This window comes from Dyadobacter sp. CECT 9275, assembly GCF_907164905.1.
Classification (GTDB): Bacteria; Bacteroidota; Bacteroidia; order Cytophagales; family Spirosomataceae; genus Dyadobacter; species Dyadobacter helix.
In genome coordinates this window covers 1,453,213-1,469,043 of sequence record NZ_CAJRAF010000001.1, presented here as the reverse complement: position 1 = coordinate 1,469,043, position 15,831 = coordinate 1,453,213, and the positions used below count along the sequence as shown (strand labels likewise).

General features: G+C 45.8%; 8 protein-coding genes. 4 read left to right on the top strand and 4 right to left on the bottom strand.

Annotated features, from left to right (window positions below; all coding sequences use genetic code 11):
• Nucleotides 1-4: 4 nt before the first annotated feature.
• Both KOE27_RS06025 and ccsA read left to right on the top strand, forming a co-directional pair.
• Nucleotides 5-439 (top strand): cytochrome c maturation protein CcmE domain-containing protein, encoded by a 435-nt coding sequence (locus tag KOE27_RS06025; protein WP_215237915.1) that lies wholly within the window; start codon nt 5-7, stop codon nt 437-439.
• On the top strand, nt 436-3,033 hold the full coding sequence (gene ccsA, locus KOE27_RS06020; RefSeq protein ID WP_215237914.1) for a cytochrome c biogenesis protein CcsA: 2,598 nt from the start codon (nt 436-438) through the stop codon (nt 3,031-3,033). Before KOE27_RS06025 ends, ccsA begins: the two co-directional genes overlap by 4 nt.
• 511 nt (nt 3,034-3,544) lie before the next feature.
• Here ccsA and KOE27_RS06015 read toward each other — a convergent pair.
• The 3 genes from KOE27_RS06015 to KOE27_RS06005 form a co-directional block, all read right to left on the bottom strand.
• On the bottom strand, nt 3,545-5,233 hold the full coding sequence (locus tag KOE27_RS06015; protein ID WP_215237913.1) for a SusD/RagB family nutrient-binding outer membrane lipoprotein: 1,689 nt from the start codon (nt 5,231-5,233) through the stop codon (nt 3,545-3,547).
• 45 nt (nt 5,234-5,278) lie between these two features.
• The gene (locus KOE27_RS06010; RefSeq protein ID WP_215237912.1) at nt 5,279-8,701 is read right to left on the bottom strand and encodes a SusC/RagA family TonB-linked outer membrane protein; all 3,423 of its coding nucleotides are present in this window, start codon (nt 8,699-8,701) and stop codon (nt 5,279-5,281) included.
• A gap of 252 nt (nt 8,702-8,953) precedes the next feature.
• The gene (locus KOE27_RS06005) at nt 8,954-11,548 is read right to left on the bottom strand and encodes a TonB-dependent receptor (protein WP_215237911.1); all 2,595 of its coding nucleotides are present in this window, start codon (nt 11,546-11,548) and stop codon (nt 8,954-8,956) included.
• 301 nt (nt 11,549-11,849) lie between these two features.
• Here KOE27_RS06005 and KOE27_RS06000 point away from each other — a divergent pair, with 301 nt between their 5' ends.
• Entirely contained in the window at nt 11,850-12,149 is a 300-nt protein-coding gene (locus KOE27_RS06000) for a DUF3817 domain-containing protein (protein ID WP_215237910.1), read from the top strand.
• A gap of 35 nt (nt 12,150-12,184) precedes the next feature.
• On the top strand, nt 12,185-14,359 hold the full coding sequence (locus KOE27_RS05995) for a DUF5916 domain-containing protein (protein WP_229252659.1): 2,175 nt from the start codon (nt 12,185-12,187) through the stop codon (nt 14,357-14,359).
• A 4-nt stretch (nt 14,360-14,363) separates the two neighbouring features.
• Here the strand turns inward: KOE27_RS05995 and KOE27_RS05990 are convergent, their stop codons facing one another.
• Complete coding sequence (locus tag KOE27_RS05990) at nt 14,364-15,740, bottom strand: leucine-rich repeat domain-containing protein (protein WP_215237909.1); 1,377 nt, start codon at nt 15,738-15,740, stop codon at nt 14,364-14,366.
• Nucleotides 15,741-15,831: the final 91 nt, after the last annotated feature.

Sequence of the window (15,831 nt, the reverse complement as noted above, 5' to 3'; positions counted from 1 at the left end):
CAACATGAAAAAGATCCAAATATTCGGGCTTATTATTATTGCTGTTGCCATCGGCATCATTGTTTCTACGGCTGGTGATGCCAGTACCTATGTAGACTTCAGCAAGGCCAAACAAATGGCCGCGGACGGTGACAACGAAAGTATTCATGTGGTAGGCAAATTGAAAAAAGATGCCTCCGGCCAAATCCAGGAAATGGAGTATCGTCCGGAAATTGACCCTAACTATTTCACTTTCACGCTGATCGACAACAACAATGTGGCTCAGAAAGTAGTATATAAAAGTACCAAACCACAGGATTTCGATAAATCGGAACAGGTGGTTGTGATTGGGAAAATGCAGGACGGCGCTTTTACTGCCGAAAAGATCCTGATGAAATGTCCTTCTAAATACAACGAGGGAAAACTGGAAACCACTGAACATACTGCCAAAAAATCATGATTCATAGTACTATCGGAAGTGCAGGCCACCTGCTGGTAATTATTGCGTTTGTATCTGCACTCGTAGCTACCTATTCTTATTTTAAAGCCGGAATGGCAAACACTCCGGCCAGTGAACTGCCGGCCTGGAAGAGATTTGCAAGAATCACTTTCTACATCCACCTGGCGGCGGTCCTTGGCGTTGTTTTCTCGCTTTACTGGATCATCGGGAATCATTATTTCGAATACCATTATGCCTGGAAAAACTCCTCCCTTTCCTTGCCGACCGGGTATACCATATCCAGTTTCTGGCAGGATCAGGAAGGAAGCTTTTTGTTATGGATATTCTGGAACGTCATACTGGGCGCTGTACTCATCTACACCAACCGTTCCTGGGAAGCACCTGTTATGACCATTTTTTCCTTGGTACAGGCTTTCCTTACCTCCATGATACTGGGGGTGGTAATCCCGGGGCTTGATCTGAAAATCGGCTCTACACCTTTTCTTTTACTGAAAGAAGTGATGCCGGATCTGCCCATCTGGAAGGCGGACCCCAACTTTATCATGAAAGACGGAAATGGTTTGAATCCTTTGCTTCAGAACTACTGGATGGTCATTCACCCTCCTACTCTTTTCCTCGGATTCGCCACTACGCTCATTCCGTTTTCGTTTGCGATTGCCGGTTTGTGGACCAAAAAAATACAGGAATGGATACGTCCGGCTTTGCCCTGGGCACTTTTCTCGGCCCTGATTCTGGGTGTTGGTATTCTGATGGGTGCCTACTGGGCATACGAAACCCTCAACTTCGGAGGATACTGGAATTGGGATCCCGTTGAAAACACTTCCTTTGTTCCCTGGCTGATCCTGGTAGCAGCAGTGCATACCATGATCATTGGCCGCAGGAATGCAACTGCGCTAAAAACGTCTTTCATTCTGACAATAGCAACTTTTGTACTGGTACTTTACTCCACCTTCATGACCCGGAGCGGTATCCTGGGAAATGCTTCGGTCCACTCTTTTACAGATCTGGGGTTATCCGGACAACTTTTGATATATCTGCTGACGTTTACGATTGTAGCCGTTGGCCTGCTGATTTTCCGCTGGAAAGATCTTCCCAGTGACGAGGAAGAGGTATCAACCTATTCTCAGGAATTCTGGATTTTTATTGGTGCTACCTTGCTTTGTCTGTCTGGTTTCCAGATTCTGGCTACGACATCCATACCGGTTTATAACAAAATTGCAGAAGCTTTCGGGCTTGTTTTAAATCTTGCGCTGCCTGTAGACCAGATCGGCCACTATAACAAGTTCCAGCTGTGGTTCTTCTCCCTCATTATTATCGTTACGGGTGTGGGGCAGTATTTCTGGTGGAAAAGGGTTGGCAAGAATAAATTGCAGGCGCTGTATAACCCGCTCCTGCTGGCGCTGGTCCTTAGTGCCGCTGTGATTACGCTGCAAGGAGTAAAAGACATCAAATACATTGTATTGCTAACGGCTTCCATCTTTGCAGTGGTAGCCAACGGCAGTATTCTGGTCGATATCCTCCGCGGAAGTTATGCACTTTCGGGCGGAGCCATCACGCACATCGGTGTGGCGCTGATGCTGATCGGGATATTGTTTTCATCCGCTTACACCAAAGTTGTTTCCATCAACAACTCAGGACTGATGATATCCAGAAGTGAAGAATTTACCCAGAACGACAACAAGGAGAATAAGGAAAACATCACGCTCTGGCTCAATAAGCCGGAGCAGATGGGAGACTACATGCTCACCTGGCGTGATATCCGCGTTGAACCGAGACATATTCCCGGTTATATTTCAAAAAGCTGGGTGGATCTCATCGAAGGTGACTTCCGTGCGGTGGCTTTGCGGGATATCGTGGTGGATGAGAAAAAATATTACGCCAAAGGAGATACACTGGAAATTTCACCAGAAAATTTTTACTACGAAATTGAATACCGGGAGCCATCCGGTAAAATTTTTACGCTTTTCCCAAGGGTGCAGATCAACCCGCGAATGGGTGGAATTGTTTCTTCACCTGATATCCGCAGGAATCTGAACAAGGATTTGTATACCAATGTCAATATGGTTACAAACCCAACAGCCGAACCAGTGTGGAGCCAGACCGAAAATTTCACAGTCAACCTCAGGGACACATTTTTCGTGAATGACTATGTGGCTATTCTGGACAACGTTGTTCGTACCGAGCAGGTGGAAGGAGTTTCGCTGGGTGAGGGTGATGCTGCGGTGAAAGCGATTATACGGGTACTTGACAAGGATAAGGAATATGTAATTACCCCTTCTTTTGTAATCCGCGACAGGATGGTTGCACGTAAACCGGAAGTAAGCAATGATCTTGGTTTGCGGGTTCAGTTCCAGGAGATCAATCCACAAACCGGGCAGTTCAGTTTTGCCGTAAATACTTCTCAGCGTGATTTCATTGTCATGAAAGCAGTGGAAAAACCGCTGATCAACGTGTTATGGCTTGGTACTTTCATTGTGGTGATAGGCCTCATCATGGCCACCGTCCGGAGGTTCCGTGACTTCATCAAAATGCGAGACAAAGAAAACGCCAATGCTGGAAAACAAAACGGAAAAAGAAAGGTACAGGTGGTATAGACCGAAGGTCTGGTCTAATCGCTGATCTATTTTTTAGAACAATAAAGAGAGCCGTGACGGGATGAATCCTGCAACGGCTCTATTTATTTTGCAGATACTTACTATTCGCTGCTTCAAACTGAAAGCTGTCCGCATATCTTGCTCGACTGAGTTAAAAGTTTTCAGCTAAAAGTTCACAGCGCTACCCCCTGGGCTAACTGACTACTTTTGAAAAGTCCTGGTTAAGAGTGAAGAATTAAGGGCGTTACACACTCGGCATACTGCCTATCGGAGTTAACAGTTTTTAGTTTAAAGTTCACAGTGTTACCCAATCGGCAACTGCCCACTGTGAACTGTTTACTTAAAACTAAAAGTCAACAGCCTTTGCCAACTCGGCATACTGCCTACCATGAACTACCTACTGTTAACTAAAAACTGCCTACTGAAAACCGCCCACTCTGAACTATAAAAAACGGTGGCCCGGCGGAAATCCCGCCAGGCCACCATTTTTTATACGCTTTAATCATTCAGATCAGATACCGGCACCAAAATCAGGGCTGGTTTTGTCAAACCACAGCCGCTGTGTGCTTAACGCCTGAACGCTTCTGTCTCCGGGAGTAAAACCTTGCTCCTGCTGAGCTTTCAACCAGTTCGCATTGTTGGTTCCCAAAGCGGGCTCATCAATCCAGTAACGGCGGGGAATACTTTCTTTGAATGCATCACGTGGATAATAAGTAGAGCTATTCTTTGGATATCCCGTGCGACGTACAAAGGTGAAGGCCTCGGTCGGCAGGCGCATGAAATTCAGATATTGCTGAACATAAATACGCTCCAGGTTATTCACCCCATTAAACTTCACTTTATCCTGAGCCAGGTAAGCCGCAATCTGGGCATCCGCTGTGGCGGCAACCAAGCCTGTGGTTGATTGCGCCGAAACGGCGATTGCATTCATGTTTTTCAGAGAAGAAGTAACTCCCTTTTTATACCAGTCTTCGGCAGTACCATTGGTATTCACACCAGCACCATACCCTTTCTGAATAAATTCCGCAATGTAAAAGCAGGTTTCAGCGCTTGTTACCATGTTGTCCACAAAGGTACCCGTGGCTCCATTACGACGTGGCGCAAAGAAGTTTTTGTTGATGGTAGACATCACAACATACTTGTTGGTACCGGCGTTCAGCGGGTTTTTATAAAATGCAGCAGTCGTAGGATCCGTAGTCCAGTCGGCAGGGCCACCCTGATAGCGGATCAATGGGTCAGCCGCATTGATAAAGGCAGGCAGGGCCTGTCCGGTGGTGGCCAGATTTGTGAGCGCCTCAGGCGTTAAATCATTCGGACTGAAATAAATTGGCAGCCTCGGATCATTAGTAGATTTCAGGAAAGTGATGATGGACTTGGTCGCATAACGGATACTACGGTAATCCACGTCTCCACCGATCGGATTGTGATCCGGATCAAGGTAAACAAACTGATCTGCGTCGTCAACAATAGGACCAACTGAACTTCCCATTACGTCCTTAAAAATCTGCTGGGTTTTGGCTTTGTCCTGATTTTCATAACGAACGGCTATGCGCAACTTAAGTGTATTGGCAAGTTTGGCCCATTTCGTCCAGTCGCTGTGATAAAAAATATCAGCGTTACCATAACTTTCCTGATCTGTGGACGAAGCAGTAAGAGTAGTCACCGCATCCGTCAGCTCAGTAAGCCATGTATCATAGAGTACTTTTTGAGAATCATACTCAGGGGTATAATTCCCGGCATCACGTCCTTCAATCGCAGTCAGATACGGTATCGAACCGTCCATATCTGTTACCCGTAAGCCTTGTAAAATGGCCACAACGTAAGTAGCTGCTCTCATTTTCTGGTAACGGTCCTTATCCGCTTTGGCATCAATCAGTTTTCTGATCTGCACCAGGTTGGGAAGGATATTGGAATAATAGGCCGAATACCTGGAATTGATGTTGGTAGACAATTCATAGGGATCCGTAGTAAGGTGCTGGGAAAAACGCAGCAGCTGTTCCAGATTTTCCCATATCCACTCAGCTCCCTGATAAGATTCGAGGCTGTTAAGTGAATAAGTGAAAAGATATTTAGGGTCCGGATTGGTTACAATGCTCGGATCGGAATTGATATCTCCGAAGTTATTTTCGCAGGAAGAATTTATCAGTAAACCCGCCAAAAGCGTGGTCCCTGCAATCCATTTCTTTATGTTATGTTTCATTATTTCGAATGTCATTAAGTACACTATTACTTCAGAACTAACTCATTAAAAACCAGCACGCAGGGTAACACCAAGCGAACGGGTCATCGGTGGTATAAAACCCACTTCCTTCTGGATCGCAGTACTGTTAGAATAGTTAGAAGCAGGGTTGAAATTCAATGGTAATGTATTGTACAGATACAATAGGTCACGGCCAATCAGGTTAACGGAAAGGTTGTTCAGTTTTATCTTGTTACAGATGGACTGAGGAACCTGATAACTTAACGATACCTGACGCAGTGAAATCCACGAATTCTTTGAAATCCAGTAGTCACCCACCGCCGTTGAGAAGGAACCGTAACGATACATGTACTGGGGTAAGTGCGTAGGCTCTACATATCCTTTTTCGTATGCCTCTTTGAAAGTCATGCCACCCACATTAACCGAGCTCCCATCTGCCTGCGTGATTGTCTGTCCTACATCGAAAACACCTTCCGGAAGAATACCATCATCATACGTTTTGCCATCGAATTTGCTGGTCCATGTAATACCTCCGTTTGCAGCATCACGCCCTTTGAGACTGTTGGTGAAGATACCTGTGTGTGTTCCGTAACGCAGGGAGGTAATGATCATATCGCCGCCGATTTTGGCATCCAAAAGCACATTCAATGACAATCTCTTGTAAGTAAAGGTATTGTCCCAGCCTCCGCGGAACTTAGCATTTATATCACCTACATCCTTCCACTCATTGCTGCGTGCCGGAAATGCCGCGCGTGCATCACCTCTCCACGACAACACTGCCATCCCGTTTCTGGGGTCATTAACTGTACTTCCGCCAGCGTCTACAGCATTAAATCTTTTGGCGGCTATTTTGGTGCGGATCACACCGTATGCTCCACCCACTTTGGCGTAAGGAATCAAATCGTTGGATCCGTTGCCTTCGCTCTCAAGGGCGTAATATTCACGGTCACCATAAAGTTCAACGATTTTATTACGGTTGCGTGAGAAAGTAACCATGGTGTTCCACTTAAAGTCACCCACCTGAACGGGTGTCGCATCAAGAGCGATTTCAATACCGGTATTCTGAATATTACCAGCGTTGATCAGGATGCTGTTCACACCTGAAGTAATGTCCGTTGAGATCGGCAGCGGCTGGTTGCGGGAGTTATCACGGTAAACCGAAACGTCAATTCCCAGGCGGTTATTGAATGTTTTCAATTCAAGACCAATTTCCTTGGATATCTTACGTAATGGCTTCAGATTAGGCTGCAGGGTAGAATTAGCGCTATAAGTTGACATAGGCTGGTCTCCCAAACCTCCCGCATTGGTATAACCACTAAAAGAAAAACCTGGGTTTAATATAAAAGGATCGACATCACCACCCAGAGCAGCCAGGTTTCCACGCAGCTTACCATAGGTCAGCCATTGAGGCAAGGAAGCATGGTAGGTCTGAGAAAACACCCAGGACAGGGCCACGGAAGGATAGGCGTATGAATTATTACCTGACCCGTTTTTATAGGTCAGAGCGGACGACCAGTCATTCCGAATGGTTGCCTGTAAAAACACCTGATCTCTCCAGCCCAGGTCGGCACTCGCATAAAGTGAACGATAGGTCCGGCGGGTTTTCACACCTCCTTTTGATACCTGTGAATTGACCGAGTTGGCAAGGAAGAAATTACCAGGGTAAGTCAACCCTCCGGCAGTTTCCGAATAGTTATAGGATGTATTGTACTTCTGTTGCTCTCCTCCAATGTAACCGCTGAAATCAATATCCTTGGTGATCTGCTTGTTAAAAATGGCCATCCATTTCAAGAAGTTCGTTTCTTTGGTGGTATGTCCGAGGCCATATTTACCACCGGTAAAATTCACTCCGGTTCCCAATTCTTTGGCTTCGTTTTTGGTATACAGGTTATTGATGTTACCCTCCACCTGTAATTTTAACCAGTCGGTAACGGTGGCCGTCAGCGCCAGCCGGCCTCTCAGCATCTGCTCCTTCTGGAGATAATCGTTTTCGAAAATATTGAACCAATAGTCTGCACCAGGCACTTTGTTAGGTTCGTTTACGTCACCCGGGTTGCGCAGTCCTCCGTTATACCCCACATAGTTGGCACGCTGTTTCCAGTAGTTGGTATCATAGTTACGCGGAAAAGTCCAGATGTAGTTATTCAAAGAAAGGTTGGGCGGGTTGCTTCCTTCGGTTGTGGTGTAATCGGCTGTCACGTCTGCCACCAGAAATTTGTTCAGGTTTTGCGTGGCGCGAAGGTTAAAAGCATTCTTTTCGAGCTCATTCTTTAAATTGATCCCTGTTGCCTTATTACGATTATAGGAAAAACGGAAGGTAGATCTTTCCGAACCTCCATCAATAGCCACGCTGGTGATACTCCCCTTTCCTGTCTGGAATGCATCGAGGTAGTTATTGGGATACGCCTGGTAGGTGGTCATTTTGCCATCATAGTCAAGTACCTGCTGACCGGCAAATCTCGGCCCCCAGTTTTCCAGCTCACGTCCAATCTGACGGTCGATATAAGGTTGTCCGTTACTATTGGTCGGGAAAACCTTGGTGGTCCAGCTTTCGTCTGGTTTATAGTTCGGATCCCGGGTATCCGTAAAAAATGCACCCACAGTACCGCCACCGTATTGATTTTGGAAATCTGGTCCGCGGTATGGTTTCTGAGCGGTGAACGTTTGTGACACGTTCACACCTAAACCTTTGCGCTGCGTTCCTTTTTTGGTGGTAATAAGTACAACACCGTTGATGGCGCGGGTACCATAGAGTGCCGCAGCGGCAGAACCTTTCAATACGGATACACTTTCAAAATCTTCCATGTTCAGGTTCTTAAGGGCGTTCCCGAAGTCCCTGCTGCCAGAGCCATTGGCACTTGGATCATAAACATCATTATCCAGAATAATACCATCCACTACGAAAATGGGCTGGTTATTGGTACCCAAGGTGGAGTTACCACGGATGATGATTTTGGTATTACCCATCAAACCACCAGCTCCCTGGTCAATCTGTACCCCTGCAACCCGTCCCTGCAAAGCACTGATCGGGCTCACTTCATTGGTAGCGGCCAGTTTGGCACCGGCAACTTCGGTTACAGAATAACCCAGCTGTCTTTTCTCCCTTTTGATACCGAGGGCAGTTACAACCACTTCACCAAGCTGCTGATTGTCTTCTTTTAATACTACGTTAATAACACTCCGGTTATCTACAGAGATTTCCTGCTTCTCAAATCCTACAAAAGAGAATGCAAGTGTGGCATTTGCAGGAGCATTAATGGTATACTCTCCCTCACCATTGGTTGTGGTACCATTGTTGGTACCTTTTACCAAAACGGTGATCCCCACCAGAACGCTGTTGTCGACTGCAGAAGTAACCTTTCCGGATACTTTAATCGTTTGAGCCTGAGCCATCAGGCAACTCCCCAGTAAAAATAGGAAGAGTAATTTACCGGAAATTTCCGGTAACCAGAGGAAACGTTTTTTCATGTTGTCTAAGATTAGGAATAATAAAGGGTTTGAAATGTTCGAATTGGTACCAAATATAAATTCTTTTAAATATAATTTTTAATTAATCGTGAAAGGTTTATCGTTTAAGAATATATTAAATCTATCTTTCTTAAAAAAATTAAAAAATAATAACCTGATACATCAAAATTCGGCTTGGATCCGTGATGGATTACTTCGTATACTTACAGTCTCACAGTGACATTTTGCAAAAGATATGAAGTAATCCAGGCACTAGAATTTTAAACCAATCCTTGTAAAGAAGAATGCACCGTTATTTCCCATTTGTACGGAATCCCAGCTTCCCCCGCCTTCGGTAAGAGCAGGTGATGACATGTCGGGATAAACATTCAAAATGTTGCTTCCTCCGACAGAAACTGATAAATTTTTACTGATTTTGTAATTAATAGTCAGGTCCGTCTGCACTTTGGGTTTATAGACGTCCGTGTATTGCGCAGCCGTATATGGCGCATTGGTAGCTTCATCGGTTCCTCCATAGTTCCAGTTAATGAGTTTTATTTCTCCAAACCGGACAAACCGCAGCATAAAACTTAGCTTCTTGAGAGAATAATCAAAGGTGAGGTTGATTTTGGAAGGTGGCGCAGAAGCCATTACAAAGTACCTTTCCCGCTCACTGAAATAGGTTCCTTCCTTTCCGGCCAGCAAAGGTGTGGTGTTGATCGGCCCAAGCTCCATCCAGTTGAAATTGGCAGCCAGTGTCGTACTCAGCCTTCCGGGACCCAGGGGTGTATTGTGTGCAACAATCACATCCAGGCCTTTGGTAGTAGTGTAAGAAAGCGCATTGGTAAAAAACTGGGCCTGCCCTACGCGCAAATCGGTCAGTAACTGTCCTATCTCCTCATCGTCGTTACTGAATTGCCCCGTCAGTACCACGCGGTCTTTCACCTTGACGTAATAGCCATCCACAGTTACGGAGAGACGGCCCGAAGGTGAATAGGTAAATCCGGCACTTGCGTTCTGGGACGTCTCCTGCCGAAGCTTAGGGATACCAAGGGCTTGCGTAACCTTGCTTTCATTATTCGCCAGCAGTACTTCCACCGCTTCACCGTTTACAAAGTTGGTGAAAGTGGAGTTAAAATATTTCTGGGCGAGAGAGGGAGCACGAAAACCGGTACTCACTGCGGCCCTCAGCGACAATTCATCCAGAATTTTATATCGCAGGGCAACTTTACCGTTGACTGTATTACCGAAATCACTGTAATTCTCATAACGGCCCGCGATATCCACCAGTAACTTTTTGGTAAGGTCAGCTTCCAGGTCCAGGTAGGCCCCAACATTGGAGCGGTTCTTGCTGATCACATCAGTTGGACTGAAACCAGGAAAACCTTGCGAGCCTCCTGGGTAGTCAGGATCGTAATTATAATAGGACGGACGTTCCCCGGCAAAAATCTTGTATTTTTCCGTCCGGTACTCTCCTCCAAACGCTACATTCAGTCCATTGAGAAATCCTTTATAGTACCTGGTAAAATTCAGGTTTGTGACATTTTGCGCCAGCTGAAAACCACCCGCATCAAAAGACCGCTGCGACAGCTCACCCAAAGAACGGTTCAGCGAATTGGATACCAGAAAATGAAACTTATTAAAACCATAGGTATGGCTCAGATCTATATCCCATTTTCCCCAAACTCCGCGGATACCCCCGGTAACAGCCCGGTCGTCTATCTTGCTTGAAATGATGGGATCAAAACCATCCGGATATACGGACGGAATGTTCCGGTCATCGTCCGCAAACCTCGTCCAGGCATAGGCGTCACCCTTGCGGTTATTCAGTCCTCCGAAGCTGTACACCTGAATATTTTTCCCCAGGGGTATTTTGGCGTTGTAATACAATGCGGCATTTTTAATGCGAGGGTCTCCGAAATGCCTTCTGGCCAGATCTGCCTCAGGAACAGTATTAGCCCTGTTGGTATAATCCCTGAAATTATAATCGGCAGTCACGTTAATAAAACCCTTTTTGGCGATCGCTACGCCATAGTTAATATTGGCGTTGTAGTTAAGCCCGTCAAAAGTTTTATTATCAAACCGGTATTTGGCCTGAAATATACCCGCATTCACATTGGCGGTCAGTTCATTTACGGATTCTTTCAAAACGATGTTGATCACTCCCGCAATGGCATCCGATCCGTATTGCGCGGCTGCTCCGTCCCTCAGTATCTCAATGCGCTGGATAGCAGCTGCAGGTATTGCATTGAGGTCCGTTCCTGTATTTCCCCGCCCTCTGGTACCAAAAAGATTCACCAGAGCCGACTGGTGCCTGCGTTTCCCGTTGATCAGCACCAAGGTCTGGTCCGGCCCGAGGCCTCGCAGAGATGCAGGATCCACGTGGTCGGACCCATCCGAACCCGACTGCCTGTTGGAATTAAACGAAGGCGCTGCAAACTGCAGCAGCTGGTTCACATCCAACTGCCCCTGTTTGGTGGTAATTTCCCTGATATCAATTACATCCACCGGAACTGGCGTGTCGGTAGCAGACCTGTTCATGTTTCGGGAACCAACAACGGTTACCTGGCTGAGTACAGTGGCATCCTCAAGAGAAAAATTCTGTGTTCCCTGGCCGTTAATTCCTCTTTCCACATTATTGTATCCGACATAAGAAACCGTTAAAATGGCATTTACATAACCCACCGTTAACTGATACCGGCCATCTGCATCAGTAACAGTGCCATTGTTGGTCCCCTTTTCCAGCACCGCCGCGCCTATCAGGGGCTGTCCGCTTTCGTCTGTAACTTTACCGCTCACCTTGAAGGTTTGCGCATGAGCGGCCCCAATGGTTAAAATAAATAGTAAGGAGTAAATCAATTTTGTCATTGATGCAGTGATTAAGGTTTGCAAATAATAAATAATCGGGATACCCGACGTGTAATGTGGTACTAAAAATCAAAATAAAATTTCATTAAACTCAATACGAGCCAAAGAATTACAATACATTTTCTAAAATCCATTCAAGATGCATATCCCTATCCTGAATTAAACCAATACTATCTTTCATATATTCAAAATAAGACGTTTCCGGGCTGACATTTTTCTAAAATCAGCTTCAAAATCCAAGGCGTTAACGATAACGGCTCGTATCTTTGTCCCAATATCAGTATATTTTCAAAATACATTCATGATCACCGATCTAGTAAAGTCAGCCCTGGGCAGGCTCCGAATCATCGCTTTTCTTGAGGGTATGTCCTACCTCATCCTTTTAGGTATAGCCATGCCCCTCAAATATCTTGCCGGAATGCCGCAGCCTGTCCGAATGATAGGCATGGCGCATGGTGTCCTGTTTATTTTGTACGTTCTGCTGCTCATACAGGTTGCGATAGAAAGGCAATGGTCTATCAAAAAGTCCCTGCTGGCCTTCGTAGCTTCGCTTATCCCCTTTGGTACCTTTTATGCCGATGTTAAATGGTTCAGATCGTGATTTTTTACTCTATCCTAAATCCCACATTTTAAAAAGTGTTACGTAACCTGCGGATTATCCTTGCTTTACTTTTTGTACTCACAAAAACTTTTGCACAAAAACCTAACGAAAATTACAAATATCATATCCGCCCGTCAACATCGGCCATCAAAATAGACGGCCTAGCCAATGACGCGGCCTGGAACGATACGGAAACAGCAACTGATTTCTTCATGATTACCCCGATGGATACCAGCTTTGCAAAATGCCGGACGGAGGTAAAAATGGCCTACGACAAACATAATATCTATATCCTGGTTGTCAATTACAAACCTATCAAAGGAACCATCATCGTGGAATCTCTGAAGCGGGATTTTACTTTTGGAAAAAACGACAACTTCCTCTTGTTCATGGATACCTTTCACGACAAAACCAATGGTTTTTCGTTTGGTGCCAATGCGGCTGGTGCTCCCTGGGACGGACAAATGGGCGACGGCGGGACGGTGGATCTGAGCTGGGATAACAAATGGCTAACTTCGGTAAAAAACGATGATGACAAATGGGTTTGGGAAGCGGCCATTCCCTTTAAGAGTATCCGTTACAAACCCGGCATTACCGAGTGGGGAATTAATTTCAGCAGGCAGGACCTGACCGTATCCGAGAAATCTGCCTGGGCCCCGGTACCCCGGCAATTCCCCTCTGCATCGCTGGCCTACACAGGTGTGCTGGTGTGGGATGTACCTCCGCCAAACCCTGGTGCCAACATTTCGGTTATTCCTTACGCTGCGACCCGGATGACCAAAAATTACCAGACAGACTCGCCCCCGAAGTATAAAAACAATATCGGTGGAGATGTCAAGATAGGCCTCACTCCTTCCCTGAACCTGGACCTCACCGTTAACCCGGATTTTTCGCAGGTGGATGTGGACGTGCAGCAAACCAACCTCGACCGGTTTGAATTGTTTTTCCCTGAAAGGCGGCAGTTTTTCCTCGAAAACGCTGACTTGTTCGCCAATTTCGGATATGCTAACCTCCGGCCTTTTTTTTCGAGAAGGATAGGTCTCGGAACCCCCATTCAGTTTGGGGCACGTATGAGCGGAAAACTGGATAAAAACTGGCGTATTGGTGTGCTGGATGTTCAGACGGCATCGCCCGACAGCATTACTCCCAAAAACAATTATGCAGTTTTTGCCCTGCAGCGCCAGGTACTGGCCCGCTCCAATGTGCGGTTTATGTTTGTAAATAAAGATGCGCTCAACTATTCGCAGGAAAAGTATGGTACTACCAACCGCTACAACCGTAACATAGGTGCGGAATTTAACCTGGCCAGCGCAAAAAATTTATGGACGGGTAAAGTCATGTTCCTAAAGTCATTCACCCCGGGGAAATCTTCCGATGATTTCGTCCATGCTGCGGACCTGAAATTCAATAAAGCCAATTTCTTCTGGCAATGGCAGCATGAGTACGTGGGAAAAAACTACAATGCGGAAGTGGGGTATGTCCCCAATGCCACAAGGATGGGCTACTACAAGATCAGCCCGAATATTGGATATCTCTGGTTTGTAAAATCTCCGAAAGTTATCAGCCATGGGCCCAAGTTTGTGACCAACATTTACTGGGACAAAGGGTTTTCGGTGAGCGATAAGGAATTTATTCTTTCCTATAATATCAATTTCATAAGCCGGGCTACAATAATACCTTATGTGTCCAGTAACTATATCCGCCTGTTGCAGCCTTTTGACCCTACCAACCTGGGAGGCAGCAAACTGGATGCGGGCACCATTCACAACTGGAAAACCGCAGGAATTGAAATTGTTTCGGGCCCTCAGAAGAGATTTACCTACACCCTTGCCGGAAGCCACGGTGGCTGGTATGAAAACGGAACCAAAACAACACTCCGTACGGAACTGGGATATCGCTTTCAGCCTTACGTAGCCATCGCGCTTGCAGGGAATTACAACAACCTTAAACTCCCCACCCCCTGGAACCGCACTGAGCTTTGGCTCGTTGGCCCTCGTGTGGACGTAACCTTTACAAACAGTCTGTTTTTCACGACTTTCATGCAGTACAACAAACAAGCCGATAACATTAACCTCAACTCTCGCCTGCAGTGGAGGTACCGCCCGGCTTCCGACTTGTTTATTGTTTATACCGACAACTATCTGCCGGATAATTTCAGGGTAAAGACCCGGGCCATCGTACTCAAATTAACTTATTGGTGGAATCTTTAAGGGATCAATAAAAAACTTCAATATTCTTCCCTTTCAGACTTCCCAACTGGCTGGCATACTTGGTCTCCGCATCATTCCCGATAAATGGGTTGCCGCGGAGATATAACTTTTCCAGGTGCTTCAGTTCCAACAGCTGCGCGGGAAACTCCGTAAAATTATTGGACGACATATCCAGTTCGGTCAGATTTTCAAACGCCGTAACCTGAACAGGAAAATTAGTAAACCAGTTATAACCTAAATCCAGAATCCTCATTTCCTTAAGCCTGTCGATTTTCTCGGGAAGGTAACTCAGCCAGTTATGATGGGCATACACCGTATGAAGTTGTTTGAGTTTATATAATTTTTCTGGTAATTCCTTCAGCTGGTTATGCGCCACGGCCAGGTGGGTCAGCTTTTTCAGCTTGGTTACACTCTTAGGAATTTCGGTAAGTTTGTTATGATACAGGTCCAGTATTTCCAGTTTCCTCATTTTTTTAATACCGGCAGGTACCTGGCCAATCTGCGTCTTGTATAAATTGAGGTCACGTAATTTCCTGACCCGCTTAAAACTTACCCCGGATAACGCCGACATATTATTACCTGCCAGCCAAAGACTGCTAAGTTTTCGGCAGTTTTTTACAGCAACGGGGATATCCGTGAAAGAATTTTCATTCAGATTTAGTACGTGCAGGCATTTGTTTCTTGAGAGATGCAAGCTATCATTGGTAATTTTATTACTTCCCAGATTCAGAATTGATAATTTGGGAAGCCTTCTAATATCTATGGCAACGGAAGTAATCTGGTTCTTTTCCAGGTATAGTTCCTCCAGATTGGGAAACCGGTAGATCGCATCTGGCACGGCGGTCAGGCTGAGCTCGTGAAGAAAGAGTTTCTTTATCCTTATAGTATCCCGGCTCGTAAGTAACTGTTTTATTTCAGATAATGCACTGTCTCCTTTGGGCACCTTTCGGGGTGCAGCCTTCTGGCGTCCTCCCATAAATGAAAAGTTGTACATGCAGTATTTCCCCAGCTCCCGGGCTTTGAATGACGCCATTCTGGACATCACCGCTGATTTCAATTCCGCCTCAAGCGAGTCATGATTGTACCTCCCAACTGCAGCCAGGTTAAAAAATACATAGTCGGCCTTACCTTGAGCGTTCACCAGGCATTGGAGGAATAGGGTATACCCCAGTTCCTTTTTACCACCAAAAGCCATCGTTACGGCACTGTCCATCCGGATTCTCAGCTGAAGTCCGTCGGTCCGGTTATTGACATCATCCGAATAGCGCGTCAGGATCTGATCGTATTCAGTCCTGCCAAGCGCATCTATTCTGAGAACCTTCGGCTGCGCACTTGCATAATGCACGGCTAAAACAAAAGCAAAAAGCAGCAATAGTCTCATAACCAGGGGAATCAATAATTTTTTTACACAACTAATATTTTAGTCAAAAATAACTAAACAATTAGTCAAAACAATATTTTCATAAAAAAAC